The organism is Mesorhizobium sp. M7A.F.Ca.CA.003.01.2.1, from assembly GCF_003998945.1.
GTDB classification, from domain to species: Bacteria; Pseudomonadota; Alphaproteobacteria; order Rhizobiales; family Rhizobiaceae; genus Mesorhizobium; species Mesorhizobium ciceri.
The window spans coordinates 1-12,534 of record NZ_RZRA01000043.1 but is presented as its reverse complement, the minus strand read 5'-3'; the positions used below and the strand labels follow the sequence as shown (position 1 = coordinate 12,534).

Below are 12,534 nucleotides of genomic sequence, written 5' to 3'. Positions count from 1 at the left end.
GCGACGCGATAGAGCTGATACATCGAGTGGACGCCGAGCCAGCGCATCGGCTCTGGCTCCCATTTGCTGACCTTTCGGTTGACCCAGGGCAGGCGGGTCAATTCGGTGTCGCGGCGCAGGATGAGATCGCGCAGCGTTCGGCCTGAAAGGTTGGAACTCGAGACGCCGAGCCCGACATAGCCGCCGGCCCAGCCGATGCCGGTTTCAAGATCGAGCCCTGCCGTCGTGCACCAGTCGCGCGGCACGCCCAGCACGCCGCACCAGGCGTGGTCGATGCGAAGCCTGGCTGTCTGCGGCAGCAGCCGGGTGAGGATCGCGTGCAGGCTTTCGATCGTGGCCTGCTGCGTTTGGCCGCGCACATCCGTTTGCGAGCCGTAACGATAGGGTACGCCGCGTCCGCCCATGGTGATGCGGCCTTCCCTGGTGCGCTGCGCATAGCAATAGGCGTGCGCGGAGTCGCCCAGAAGCTCATGGCCCTCCCAGCCGATCTCGTCCCACAGTGATTGCGGCAGCGGCTCGGTGATGATCTGTGCGCTGTTGAGCGGCAGCCAGAGCCGTTCATTGCCTGGTATGCCGGCCGTGAACCCTTCCGTGGCACGGATGATGATCGGCGCGCGCACGGTGCCGCGGTTCGTCGTGACCTTGCCCTTCTCGATGCCGGTCACGGTGGTCTGCTCGTAGATCGGCACACCGAGCCGCTCGACGGCTTCGGACAGGCCGCGCACCAGCTTGGCCGGCTGCACACGCGCGGTGCCGTGGTGGATATAACCGCCAAGCACATTCCTGATGTTGATGCGGGCCTTGGCCTCTGCCTGGCCGATCAGGCTGACACGCTCGCTCGGCACGCTCCAGCCGATCGCATCGGCATAGGCGGCGTTGATCCGTTCGAGCTGCGGCGGGTTGGTCGCCACCGTCAGATTGTCGACGCGGCGGATGTCGGCATCGATGCCTTCGGCTTCGGTCACCTTGATCACTTCGTCGACCGTGCCATGCATGGCCGTTTCCATGTCGATGACAGCGCCGCGCGTCGAGGTCTGCAGATATTTCTCGCGCGACCAGCTGAAGCCGCCGGACAGCCAGCCGCCATTGCGGCCCGACGCGCCGAAGCCGGCGAACTCCCGCTCGACGATGGCGATGCGGATCGATGGATCGGCCTTCTTCAGGTAATAAGCCGTCCACAGGCCGGTGTAGCCGGCGCCGACGATGCAGACATCGGCTTCGAGATCGCCCGGAAGCGGCGCGCGATAGGGCGGCAGGCCGATGTCGGCATACCAGAACGAGACGTTGCCGTTGACTTTGGCGTCCATGTCTAAAAATCCTGCGGGGAAAGAGCGATCAGGTCATCGTCATGTCGGCGCGGTCGTCGTCGGCAAGAAGTTTTGCATCGACGACCGACCAGCGCAGATCGACCGTGTCACCAATCGAGAACGGTGTGGCTTCCAGCGACGCGCGTACGATGGCGACCGAGCCGTCGCGCAACGTCACCTGGTATTTCGAGCCGGAGCCCAGATAGATCGCCTCGCTGACTTGACCGGTGAGGCTGTTCTGCCCGGCGGCGGGAGGCGTGTTGGTGCCGGCAAGCGAAAGCTTCTCCGGCCGCAGCAGGACCACCGGTTTGCTGCCGCTGGCGAGCTTGCCGTTGGCCACGATCTTCTGGCCGGCGATCGTCAGGCTGGTTTCGTTTCCGGACGTCAGGGCGGTGCCACGCAAACTGGTCGATTCGCCGATGAACTTGGCCACGAACAGGGTCGTCGGCTCGTCGTAGAGCTGGCGGCCGGTTCCGACCTGTTCGATGCGGCCCTGATTGAAGACGGCGATGCGGTCGGACAGGACCAGCGCTTCTTCTTGGTCGTGCGTCACATAGACGAAGGTGGTGCCGAGTTCGCGGTGGATGCGCTTGATCTCCAGCTGCAGCCATTCGCGCAGTTTCTTGTCGAGCGCGCCGAGCGGTTCGTCCATCAACAGCAGCGGCGGATCGAAGACGATGGCGCGCGCCAGCGCCACGCGCTGCTGCTGGCCGCCGGAAAGTTCGGAGGGATAGCGATGCGCGAAGTCGGCCATCTTGACCATGTCCAGCGCGCGCACGACGAGACGGTCGCGCGCCTGCTTGTCCATGCCGCGCAAGGTGAGGGGATAGGCGACGTTCTTGCCGACCGTCATATGCGGAAACAGCGCGTAGTGCTGGAAGACAACGCCGATGTTGCGCTTGTGCGCCGGCAGGGCGACGATGCTTTTGCCGCCAACGGCGAGGTCGCCGGAGGTGAGGTCGGTGAAGCCCGCGACGACGTTGAGCGTCGTGGTCTTGCCCGAGCCGCTGGGGCCGAGCAGCGTCATGAACTCGCCCGGCTCGATATGCAGGCTGACATCGTCGAGTGCGGTGAAATTGCCGTAGCGCTTGGTTGCGCACTTGATGTCGATGGCCGCGCCGCGTTTCCTCGCAGTCATCTCAACTCCTCGTCGATTTCGAGCTGATGATCAGCCCGGCGCTGATGATCAGCGTCGTGGCAATGAAGATGATGGTTCCGACGGCCGTCACCGTCGGATCGGCGTCGCGGGTGATGCTGGTGAAGATCTGCACCGGCAAGGTCTTCAGGTAGGGACTGGTGATGAACAGCGCGACGATGATCTCATCGAAGGAGGTGACGAAGGCAAACAAAAGCCCGGACAGGATGCCGGGCGCGATCAGCGGCAAGGTCACGGTGCGGAATGTGGTGAAGCGGTTGGCGCCGAGACTTGCCGCCGCCGTCTCCAGCCGCGCGTCGAAGACTTCGAGGCTTGCCGACACGGCGATGATGACGAAGGGGATCGCCAGCATCGTATGTGCGATGACGAAGCCGGTGGTGGTGCCGACGAGCTGGTAGTCGAGATAGACGGCGTAGATGCCGATGGCCAGCACCACGCCGGGCACGATCATCGGCGTGATCAGGATGGCGCGCAGCAGGCCGGCGCCGGAATGTTTCATGCGGCTGAGGCCGAGCGACGCCAGCGTGCCGATCAGCGTGGCGGCGACGGCGACGAGGCCCGCGACCCTCAGCGAATTGAAGAAGCTCGACAGCCAATCGGGGTTGGTGAAGAAATTCTCGTACCATTGCCAGGAGAAGCCGGACGGCGGGAAAGCGAGCGACTTCTTCTCGTTGAATGACATCGGGATGATGACCAGCGTCGGCATCACCAGCCAGACGGCGACCAGCAGGCAGAACAGACCGAGCAGAAGGCGGGATGGTGCCAGTCTCATGATCTGGACGCCTGCTTGTGGCGCTGGCGCATCAGCGGGGCGGCGAGCGCTAGAAGCACGAAGGTCGCGACCAGCAGCACGACGCCCATGGCGCCGCCGCGGCCCCAGTTGAGCAGGCTGAGCACCTGGCTCTGCACCAGCGTCGACAGCATGGTGCTGCGCGGGCCGCCGAGCAGGGCAGGCGTGATGTAGAAGCCGAGCGACAGGATGAAGACGATGATGGCGCCGGCGAAAACGCCGGGCAGCGACAGCGGCAGATAGATTTGCAGGAAGGCGCGTGCCGGGCGCGCACCAAGGCTGCGCGCCGCCTGCACGAGGCGCAGATCGATGCCGCGCATGACCGAATAGAGCGGCAGGATCATGAACGGCAGCAGCACCTGCGCCATGCCGATGACGACGCCGGTCTGCGTGCGGATCAGCTTCACGCCGTCAAAGCCGAGCAGCCTGATGACCGAATTGATGATGCCGGAATCCTGCAGCAGGATGACCCAGGCCAGGGTGCGCACCACGCCGCTGACCCAGAACGGCACCAAAACGCACAGGATGAGGACCAGCCGCAGGCGCGGTCCGACCGCCGTCATGAGATAGGCATAGGGGTAGGCGGCGATGACGCAAACGATGGTGACCCAGGCTGCGATGGAAAAGGTGCGCCACAGGACGGTGACATTCACCGGGGTGGAAAAGAACCAGGCATAGTTCTGCAAGCCCCAAGATGGGTCCGAGAAGCTGCGCAGCGTGACGGTCAGCAAGGGATAGCCCATCGCGGCGATGAGCAAAGCCAAGGCGGGCATCGCCAGCAGCGAAGGATAGGCAGCAAGGCGCGGGCGCCGCTGCGGCGCCCGCACGGCACCTGGCGGCCGAGGATGATCACCCCCGGCCGTCGGCGTATGCGATGTCTGGCTCACGCCGTCACCTCAGCGGTAGCCGGCTCAGTTGCCGGCCATCAGCGCTGTCCACTTGTCGGACGCGGCGGCGAAGTTGGCGACCCAGAACTTGATGTTCTGCTGATAGCCGAGCTTGGCGTGGTCCGGCGTGTTGGTCAGAAAGGCGGCGACGGATGCGTCGACCTTCGGCTGTGCCTCGTTGTTGATCGGCGAGTAGGAGGTCTGCTCGGTCAGGATCTCCTGCGACTTCTTGCCGAGATAGGCGTTGATCAGCGCGTAGGAAGCGTCGGTGTCCTTGGCGCCGACCGGGATGGTCAGCTGGTCCATGACGACCAGCCAGTCCTTCCACACCGGCGTGTAGGCAGCGCCGTTCTTGACCGCCGTCATGGCGCGGCCGGTCCACATGATGATCATGTCGGCCTCGCCGGATTCGGCGAGCTGCTGGGATTCTGCGCCCGTCTTCCAGAAGATCGTGTCGGGACCGATCGCCTTGATCTTGGCGATGCCCTTGTCGATATCGGCCGGCGTCATGGCGTCGACCTTGCCGCCGTCTGCCAGGATGGCCTGTTCGATCAGGCCGCCGAGCGGGCTGCCGCTGCCGTCGATGGCGCGGGTGCCGGGAAATTTCGCGGTGTCGAAGAAGTCCTTCCAGTCCTTCGGCGGATTGTCCTTGTACGTGTCGTTCTTGTACATCAGGACCATGCCGTAGTTCATCGCCGGCACGCTGCACTCGCCGACCTGTCCGGGCGGGATGTGCGAGATGTCGAGCTTGGTCAAATCCAGCTTCTGGAACAGTTTTCCGCAATGCACGAAGGGCGGAAAATCGTCCGTATCGACGACATCCCAGGTCACATTGCCTGATTCGACCTGCGCCTGGAGCTTGGCGATTTCGGTCGGCCCATCATTCAAAAGCTTGACGCCGCTCTTGTCGACGAATTCCTTGAGGGCGGCGACCTGGCCGTCCTGGTAGATGCCGCCATAGGAGACGAAGGTCAGCGTCTTTCCCTTCAGCGAGCCGTCCACCACGGTCCCGGCCGGCGGCGCGTTCTGCGCGTGAGCGGCGGCCGCAAGCAAGGCCAGTGCGGCGGCGCCGACGAACCCGGCCAATCTTGATCTGCTTCCCATTTTCTAACCCTCCGATGGCTCGCTGTTTGATTTTGGTAGGCCGGGCGCGAGCGTTTTCCGGGCTACATATTGGTCGAGGTCGACGGCGCCGCTGGTCGGCGGCGCAATGATCCACAGCACTTCGGCCACCGTATCGCCGACATTGATCGTCCGGTGGGGCGTCGAGGTCGAATATTCGATGCTATCGCCCTCTTCGAGGGTGAAGCTCTCCTCGCCGAGCGTCAGTTGCACGCGTCCGCGCAGCACGAGGAACATCTCGCTCGCGTTGCCGTGCGTGTAGGGCACGTCGCCGGTCGAGCCGCCGACGGCGAACTCGCCGCAATAGACTTCCATCTCGCGGATCGGCCGGCGCGACAGCAGCGTCTTGCGGTAGCCTTCGCTGGTCGGCAGCGCCGGCCGCTCGCTGCGTGTCAGCACCGCGTGCGGCGACACTTCGCATTCGTCGAAAAGATCGGCGAGGCTGATGCCGAGCGCATTGGCAATCAGCATCAGCGTGCTGGTGTTGGCGCCGGAAAGGCCGCGCTCGAGCTGGCTTAGGAAACTGGCGGTGGTGCCGATCATGTCGCCGAGCTGGCGCAGCGTCAGGCGCCGCGTGGTGCGATAGGCCTTGATCCGATCGCCCAATACCGTCGAGCGGCGCGCTTCGGCGCTGGTCGCGGCATTGTCGTTGAGTGCGTGATCCGCAGCGATTTTCATGGCGATCTCAGGGTTCACTTAACATGCTATTAAGTGGGGCGTCCTGGCAAGCGGATTCGCCTGGTCACCTGAAAATCATTGATGGACCTGCAGAGGGCATGATCGGCCGACCGGCAACCCGGTTCAGCTCGATCACTGGATCATGAAGCGCGAACTGAATGGCAGGCTTGCCGCGCCGACGGCCTTCGGGCTGATGGTGACGCGCGCCGGCAGCGCTTCGATGCCGGGGAATTCCCGGCCGATGTCGTCGCACAAGGCCTCGGCAATCTTTTGCGGCGCATAGCTGGACAGGACGACCGTCCTGAACTCGACAAACTGGGTCAGCGCGGAGATCGACGCTTTCAGGCGGTCGGAACACTCGCCCAGCCATGCGCTGTAGGCCTCGCCCAGATCGGGCCACTCAGGGCTGCTGCTCCAGATGATTTCGGACGGGCGCCCGCGCATGGCCAGTTCGCTCTCCAGGCGCATCAGGCCGTGATCGAAGCTGGCGCTGGAGTTTCCCTTGTAGATCTGGTGGTTGAGGATGAGCCTGCTCTGCAGCCGTGCTCCGAGATAGAAGAACAGATAATCGTTGAGCGGCTTTGCGACGCCGAACATACTCTCGCCGCCGGCCGCAGCGGTGATGTCGTTCTGCACGAAAACGGGCAGCTTGATCTGTTCCTCGATCTCGGCCTGCAAGGCCTTGAGCGAGGTGCTCGATCCGTTGCGGGTTGCAGCCATCGTGTCGACATCGTCGGGAACCGCCAGGCCGATGCCGGCAACCCGGCTGCGCGCCTCGACCGGCAGGCTGGTCATGGCTTGCCCGATCGCGCCGAACAGATCGCTGCTTTGCGGAAACGGATTGGCTTCATCCGCCGGCAACTGCGTGTGGAAGCGCACCGTGCCGATGAAGTCGATGAGCGCGATGTCGATCCTGCGCCGGCTGAAGCCGACGCCAACCGCATAGGCGCCCTCCGGGTTGAGTGAAAGCGGGATCGTCGGCGGCCCGACGCGGCCGCGCTGCGCCTCGCCCTGCGAGACCAGGCCCTCCTGCTCGAGCGAGCGAACGATGACTGAAGCCGTCTGCGCCGACAGGCCGGTCTTCTCGCCGATTTCCATCCGCGAAATGCCTTCGTTCTGAAGCAGCAGGGACAGCACCAGCCGCTCGTTGTAGCTGCGGACGCTCAATGCATTCAGCCCGCTCGCACGATCGGCGATGCGCAAGGGATTGGGTGGTGCGAATCTCATGTCAGGCAAAGGTCGCCCCGTCGGTAAGAGCGCGTTGCCTGGCGGCGGTATGGTTGCTCATGTCGAGCGGCTCCAGCCGATGGCATCGACCGCGCGGGCGAGCGCGGTGCCCAGCAATCTGTGCGCCTCGGCATCGATGTGAAAGCCGTCCGCCTCGCTGCACGACACCACCGAGCCGGCATCGAAAAAGTGCAGTTCGAGCGAGTCCGCCAGAACCTCGAACTCGAGCGCGAGCAGGCGCGATTTCTCCGGCGCGCCGGCGAATATGGACTTCCATTCCTTGACGTCGTCCTGCATCGGCGGTGGCGCCACGATCATGATCTCGGGCGTCGAGCCGCCCGGACCTGGCGCCAGCTCCTTGATGTCGTAGACGAGGCAGCCGATCCCCATCGCCACTTCCGACGGCGGCTTGTTGAAGCGGATCTTCAGATCGTTGGTGCCGAGCATGATGATGACGAGGTCGAGCGTCGCATGGCTCTGCAGGCAAGGACGAAGATAGGTTCGGCCGTTCTTGTGGGCGCCCTCGATCGGGTCGTCGTGGACGGTGGTGCGGCCGCTCAACCCCTCCTCGATGACATACCAGTCAGGGCCCAGCTGAGAACGCAATATGCCCGGCCAGCGTTCACCCGGACCATAGCGCTCGAGCGGCCCCCTGCCGGGGATCTGGCCGTGCGTGTTGGAGTCGCCGTAGCACAAGACTGATCGCATGTTTTTCCCGCCGGGACAGACTGCGCGCCGAAGCCGGCGAGCGCCATTCATGATGGATAGTGGAGCGGCGAAAGGCAAGCAAGGGAATAGTCATTCAACCTGACTAACTATTGACAGGGCGAATCCGCTGTGCTTCTAAAGTGCCCGGAGGAGTTCTCGACCGTCATCATCGTCCAGCAGAAGTTGGGCTTCGACACGCATGTGTTCGGGGGCGGGAGAATTGCGCGCATCGGTCGGTTTGTGACGGGGGCATGCATTGGGAGAGCGTCTCGTGGCCATACGAATTTGTAGGCCGGAGCAACCACAAGGAGGAGTGTTCAATGTTAGGATTGCTGAAAACCGTCGGCCTGGGGATGCTCGTTGCGTCCACGCTTGCCGTGACGTCCCTGGCGCATGCGCAAGACGTCAAGCTGATGGACGGCGTGGCGCCGCGCCCCGACGACACGCGCATGACCGCCGCCGGTGCGTTCAAGAAGGACCCGCCCTGGGTCATCGGCATGAGCGACTTCGGTGTCAACGCAAACACCTGGACGGTGCAGGTGGCGCATGAGGCGGAGAACGCCGCGGCCAAGGACAAGCGCATCTCGAAATTCATCCTGCTCGATGCCGGCTTCGACCAGAAGAAGCAGGTGGCCGATATCGAGGACCTGATCGCACAGCATGTCGACGCCATCATCGTTCAACCGGTGACCAGCACGTCGGCCAATGCCAGCATCGCCAAGGCGGTCGCCGCCGGCATCCCGGTCATCCTTCACACCGGGCGTATCGATTCCGACGCCTACACCACCGAAATCCAGGGCGGCGCCGAGCACTTCGGCAAGGTCATGGGCGACTGGCTGGTGAAGACCGTCGGCGACAACGGCAAGATCTGGGTCCTGCGTGGCCTGGCCGGCCATCCGGAAGACACCAACCGCTATAACGGCCTCCTGGAATCGCTCAAGGGCACGCATGTGCAGATCATTGCCGAGGAGCATGGCGACTGGCAGTACGACAAGGCCAAGAAGCTGTGCGAGACGCTCTATCTGAACAATCCGCAGGTCGACGGCATCTGGTCGTCCGGCGCCGACATGACGCGCGCCTGCGTCGATGTCTTCAAGCAGTTCGGCACACCCATTCCGCCGATTTCGGGCGAGGGCAACAATGGCTATTTCGGCCAGTGGATTACGGATGGGTTCAAGTCGATCTCTCCGGAATACAGTCCCGCCCAGGGCGCTGCCGGCGTGCGCGCTGCCGTTGCCCTTCTGGAAGGCAAGCAGCTCTACAAGCGCTATGTCTACAATCCCGACGGATGGGACCAGGACAAGGCCAAGAAATACTATCGCGATGACCTGACCGCCAATGTCTGGTGGCCAAGCGAACTGCCGGAAGACAAGCTCAAGGAATATTACGGCAAGAAGTGACGGCGCCGTGGCTGGCGGGGAGTGGACAAACATTCCCCGCAGGCCGTTCCATGTGTCGAATCCGGTTCGTTCGAGGGTTTCGTGACCAATCTTGTCGAGATGTCCCACATTTCGAAGGCATTCGGAGGGAGCAAGGCGCTCCACTCCGTTTCCCTCGACCTCAAGGCGGGCAGCATCCACGCCCTGATGGGCGAGAACGGTGCCGGCAAATCGACGTTGATGAAGATTCTGGCGGGCGTGCATCAGCCCGATTCCGGCGAGATCTTCATGAGCGGCGAGAAGCTCGATCTGAAGTCGCCGCGCGCCGCGCTCGATGCCGGCATTTCGACCGTTTTCCAGGAGCATTCGCTGCTGCCCAATCTGTCGATCGCCGAGAACATGTTCCTCGGCCGGGAGCCGACGACCCGGTTCGGCTCGATCGACTATCCCGCGATGAAAAGCCAGACCGCCAGGGCGCTTGGCGAACTCGGCCTCACGCTCGACCCGTCGCAACTCGTTTCCAACCTGACCATAGCCGAGCGGCAATTCGTCGAGATCGCGCATTGCATCCAGGCCGACGCCAGCGTGCTCATCCTCGATGAGCCGACGGCGGCGCTCAACGCGGCCGATGTCGATGTGCTCAACCGCAACATCCGCCGGCTGCGCGACAAGGGAAAAGCCATCGTCTACATCTCGCATCGCATGGAGGAGATCTTCGAGTTGTGCGACACCGTGACGGTGCTGAAGGATGGCGCACTGGTCGGCACAAGGACGGTGCCCGAGATCACCACCGACGAACTCATCGCCATGATGGTCGGACGCGAACTCCAGGACCTTTTTCCCGATCGTACGGGCGATGTAGGCGATGAGATACTGCGCGTCGAAAACCTCAAGATCACCGAGACATCGCAGCCGCTGTCGCTGACTTTGCACAAGGGCGAGATCGTCGCCCTGGCCGGGCTGGAAGGGCAGGGCCAGCAGCGCTTCCTGCGATCGCTGATTGGCCGCTACCATCCCTTCGCCGGGACGATTTCCATCAACGGCAAGGCGCTGAAGATGCCGCTCCCGGCGTCGGCGGGCGTTCGGTATTTGCAGCAGCTGAAGGTCGGCTTCGTTCCCGAGGACCGCAAGGAAGAGGGGCTCTTCCTCGCTTTGCCGATCGCCCACAACATCGCCATCGGATTGCATTCGAGGCGCCCGGAACTTGCGCCGGCGCGGCCATATCGAAACGTCATCGCCCGCATGATGGAGGTCATGAACATAAAGGCGGCGGGCCTGTCGGCTGCGGTCGGTTCGCTGTCGGGCGGCAACCAGCAAAAGGTTCTGCTCGGCCGCTACCTTGCCGCCGATCTCGATCTTCTGCTGGTCGAAGAGCCGACGCGCGGCGTCGACATCGGCGCCAAGTCCGAGATCTACCATCTTCTGCGGGACTTCACCGCGAAGGGCGGCGCGGTGCTGGTGCTGTCGCGCGAGACGATCGAGCTGATCGGGCTCTGCGACCGCATCTACGTCGTCCATCACGACACGATCGTGGCCGAAATGCCGGCAGCGCAGGCGAGCGAACACAAGATTCTCGACGCGGCCCTCATGGGCGGCTCCACGCGCCAGCATTAGGGGCCTGCCATGGTTCGTTCGGTTTTCAACATCCTGAATGGCCGGAACACGCGGCAGGGCCTGTGGGGCCTGCCGCTGCTGGTCGCCTTGCTCATTTCGCTGTGGCTGACCGTCGAGACGACGCAGTTCGCCACGGCCGAAAACCTCTTCAACCTGGTTGCCCAGGCGATGCCGCTGATCATCGCGGCGATCGGACAGCTCGTCGTCGTGCTCATCGGCGGGCTCGACCTGTCGGTCGGCTCGGTCATCAGCTTCACCACCGCGGTGCTGGCGCTCGACCAGCCAGCGATTGTGTTGATCCCGGCGGTCTTCGTGCTGGCGGCAGTCATCGGGCTGATCAACGGTCTGGCGATCACCCGTTTCAACGTCCATCCGATCATCGCGACGCTGTCGACGCAGTACATCGTGCTCGGCATCACGCGCATCCTGCGGCCCGTCTCCGGCGGCACGGTGCCGGAGATCGTCATCGATGCCGTCTCGGGCAGTTTCCTCGGCATTCCCTATCCGGTTTTCTGGGGCATCGTCGTGATCCTGGCAGCGTGGAAACTGCTCTACGGATCCCGGTACGGGCTGCATCTGTTTGCGATTGGCGGCGGCATCGCGTCCGGCGCCGAGAGTGCTGCCCGCAATTTCGGCGTCTCCGACCGCCGCAACATCATCCTCGCCTATGTGATCTGTTCCTGTTTCGCAGCCGTTGCCGGTGTCTTCCTCGCCGGGCGCATCGTGTCGGGCGATCCGAATGTCGGGCTGCTTTTCGAACTCGATACCGTCACCGCCGTGGCGCTTGGAGGCACCCAGCTTTCCGGTGGCATAGGCAGCCTGCACGGCACCGTGATCGGCGCGCTGGTCATGGCGCTGCTGGCCAATGGCATGAACCTCGCCAACGTCTCGCCGTTCGTCCAGACCGCGATCAAGGGCGGCATCCTGCTGGCGGTGGTCGGGCTGCAATCCCGCAAGAAGATGGGGCTCTGAAAGATGGCTGCCGTTCTCGCAAATCCGATCGCCCGGCGCCTGCTGCGCATACCGCCGTCCTATTTTGTCTTCCTCGTGCTGCTGGCCACGCTGTGGATCGCACGGCCGAACATGCTCAACCTCAACATCATGGGTATCTTCGTCAGGCAGATCGTCCCGCTCGGCATCCTGGTTCTGGGGCAGCTCGTCGTCATGCGGGTGAAGTCGATCGACCTTTCCGGCGGCGGCATCATCCTGCTCATCAACTATTTCATTTCGTCGGGCACTTTCCCCGGCGCGTCGATGCCTTTCTTCGTCGTGCTGGCGCTCGGTACCGGCCTCGTCATCGGCCTGTTCAACGGCTTCATGATAGGGAGCCGGCGGGTGTCGGCGGTCATCGTCACGCTGGCGGTCAGCATCATCCTGGTCGGGCTGGTGCAGTTCCTGTCGAGCGGCAATCCGCCCGGCGATGTGCCGAAGCTGTTCAACGACCTCTACAACACGAAATTCCTGTCGGTTCCGACGCCGGTGCTGTTCTGGGTCCTGCTGACCGCTTTGGTGTGGCTGCTGCTGTCGCGGACCGTCTTTGGCCGCTACGTCGCCTCGGTCGGGGAGAATGCCGAAGCCGCGCATTTTTCCGGCGTGCCGGTCCAGCGCACGGTGATCCTTGCGCACACGCTCGCCGGCCTGATCGCGGCGATCGCGGCCCTGGTAC

General features: G+C 63.6%; 12 protein-coding genes. 4 read left to right on the top strand and 8 right to left on the bottom strand.

Going from position 1 to position 12,534, the window contains the following annotated elements; all coding sequences use genetic code 11:
• The 8 genes from EN969_RS03810 to EN969_RS03775 all read right to left on the bottom strand — a co-directional run.
• The coding region (locus EN969_RS03810; protein WP_127418993.1) for an FAD-binding oxidoreductase at window positions 1–1,307 on the bottom strand (1,307 nt) is incomplete at its 3' end.
• Window positions 1,308–1,335: 28 nt separating this feature from the next.
• Window positions 1,336–2,445: an ABC transporter ATP-binding protein gene (locus tag EN969_RS03805; protein WP_063168695.1), complete on the bottom strand. Its 1,110-nt coding sequence runs from the start codon at window positions 2,443–2,445 to the stop codon at window positions 1,336–1,338.
• A gap of 1 nt (window position 2,446) precedes the next feature.
• Window positions 2,447–3,235: an ABC transporter permease gene (locus tag EN969_RS03800; RefSeq protein ID WP_027160917.1), complete on the bottom strand. Its 789-nt coding sequence runs from the start codon at window positions 3,233–3,235 to the stop codon at window positions 2,447–2,449.
• A complete protein-coding gene (locus tag EN969_RS03795) occupies window positions 3,232–4,140 on the bottom strand; it encodes an ABC transporter permease (protein WP_082826516.1) in 909 nt (302 codons plus the stop codon). Before EN969_RS03795 ends, EN969_RS03800 begins: the two co-directional genes overlap by 4 nt.
• A gap of 24 nt (window positions 4,141–4,164) precedes the next feature.
• Entirely contained in the window at window positions 4,165–5,244 is a 1,080-nt protein-coding gene (locus tag EN969_RS03790) for an extracellular solute-binding protein (protein ID WP_023809407.1), read from the bottom strand.
• A gap of 3 nt (window positions 5,245–5,247) precedes the next feature.
• Window positions 5,248–5,940: an XRE family transcriptional regulator gene (locus tag EN969_RS03785; RefSeq protein WP_024503956.1), complete on the bottom strand. Its 693-nt coding sequence runs from the start codon at window positions 5,938–5,940 to the stop codon at window positions 5,248–5,250.
• 132 nt (window positions 5,941–6,072) lie between these two features.
• A complete protein-coding gene (locus EN969_RS03780; protein WP_013530471.1) occupies window positions 6,073–7,167 on the bottom strand; it encodes an ROK family transcriptional regulator in 1,095 nt (364 codons plus the stop codon).
• A 57-nt stretch (window positions 7,168–7,224) separates the two neighbouring features.
• Window positions 7,225–7,875, bottom strand: a complete 651-nt coding sequence (locus EN969_RS03775; RefSeq protein WP_023809404.1) for an SGNH/GDSL hydrolase family protein — start codon at window positions 7,873–7,875, stop codon at window positions 7,225–7,227.
• Between the two features lie 320 nt (window positions 7,876–8,195).
• Here EN969_RS03775 and EN969_RS03770 point away from each other — a divergent pair, with 320 nt between their 5' ends.
• The 4 genes from EN969_RS03770 to EN969_RS03755 all read left to right on the top strand — a co-directional run.
• Window positions 8,196–9,275 (top strand): substrate-binding domain-containing protein, encoded by a 1,080-nt coding sequence (locus tag EN969_RS03770; protein ID WP_013530473.1) that lies wholly within the window; start codon window positions 8,196–8,198, stop codon window positions 9,273–9,275.
• An 81-nt stretch (window positions 9,276–9,356) separates the two neighbouring features.
• Window positions 9,357–10,868: a sugar ABC transporter ATP-binding protein gene (locus EN969_RS03765; RefSeq protein ID WP_013530474.1), complete on the top strand. Its 1,512-nt coding sequence runs from the start codon at window positions 9,357–9,359 to the stop codon at window positions 10,866–10,868.
• 9 nt (window positions 10,869–10,877) lie between these two features.
• Window positions 10,878–11,840, top strand: a complete 963-nt coding sequence (locus tag EN969_RS03760) for an ABC transporter permease (RefSeq protein WP_013530475.1) — start codon at window positions 10,878–10,880, stop codon at window positions 11,838–11,840.
• Between the two features lie 3 nt (window positions 11,841–11,843).
• On the top strand, window positions 11,844–12,534 hold a 691-nt coding region (locus EN969_RS03755; RefSeq protein ID WP_164758141.1), incomplete at its 3' end, for an ABC transporter permease.

What these genes read in the sequence shown, in the direction of transcription:
- EN969_RS03770 (WP_013530473.1), top strand. Translation starts at nt 8,196, where the DNA reads ATGTTAGGATTGCTGAAAACCGTCGGCCTGGGGATGCTCGTTGCGTCC.
- EN969_RS03800 (WP_027160917.1), bottom strand. Translation starts at nt 3,235, where the DNA reads ATGAGACTGGCACCATCCCGCCTTCTGCTCGGTCTGTTCTGCCTGCTG.
- EN969_RS03760 (WP_013530475.1), top strand. Translation starts at nt 10,878, where the DNA reads ATGGTTCGTTCGGTTTTCAACATCCTGAATGGCCGGAACACGCGGCAG.
- EN969_RS03775 (WP_023809404.1), bottom strand. Translation starts at nt 7,875, where the DNA reads ATGCGATCAGTCTTGTGCTACGGCGACTCCAACACGCACGGCCAGATC.
- EN969_RS03780 (WP_013530471.1), bottom strand. Translation starts at nt 7,167, where the DNA reads ATGAGATTCGCACCACCCAATCCCTTGCGCATCGCCGATCGTGCGAGC.
- EN969_RS03785 (WP_024503956.1), bottom strand. Translation starts at nt 5,940, where the DNA reads ATGAAAATCGCTGCGGATCACGCACTCAACGACAATGCCGCGACCAGC.
- EN969_RS03805 (WP_063168695.1), bottom strand. Translation starts at nt 2,445, where the DNA reads ATGACTGCGAGGAAACGCGGCGCGGCCATCGACATCAAGTGCGCAACC.
- EN969_RS03790 (WP_023809407.1), bottom strand. Translation starts at nt 5,244, where the DNA reads ATGGGAAGCAGATCAAGATTGGCCGGGTTCGTCGGCGCCGCCGCACTG.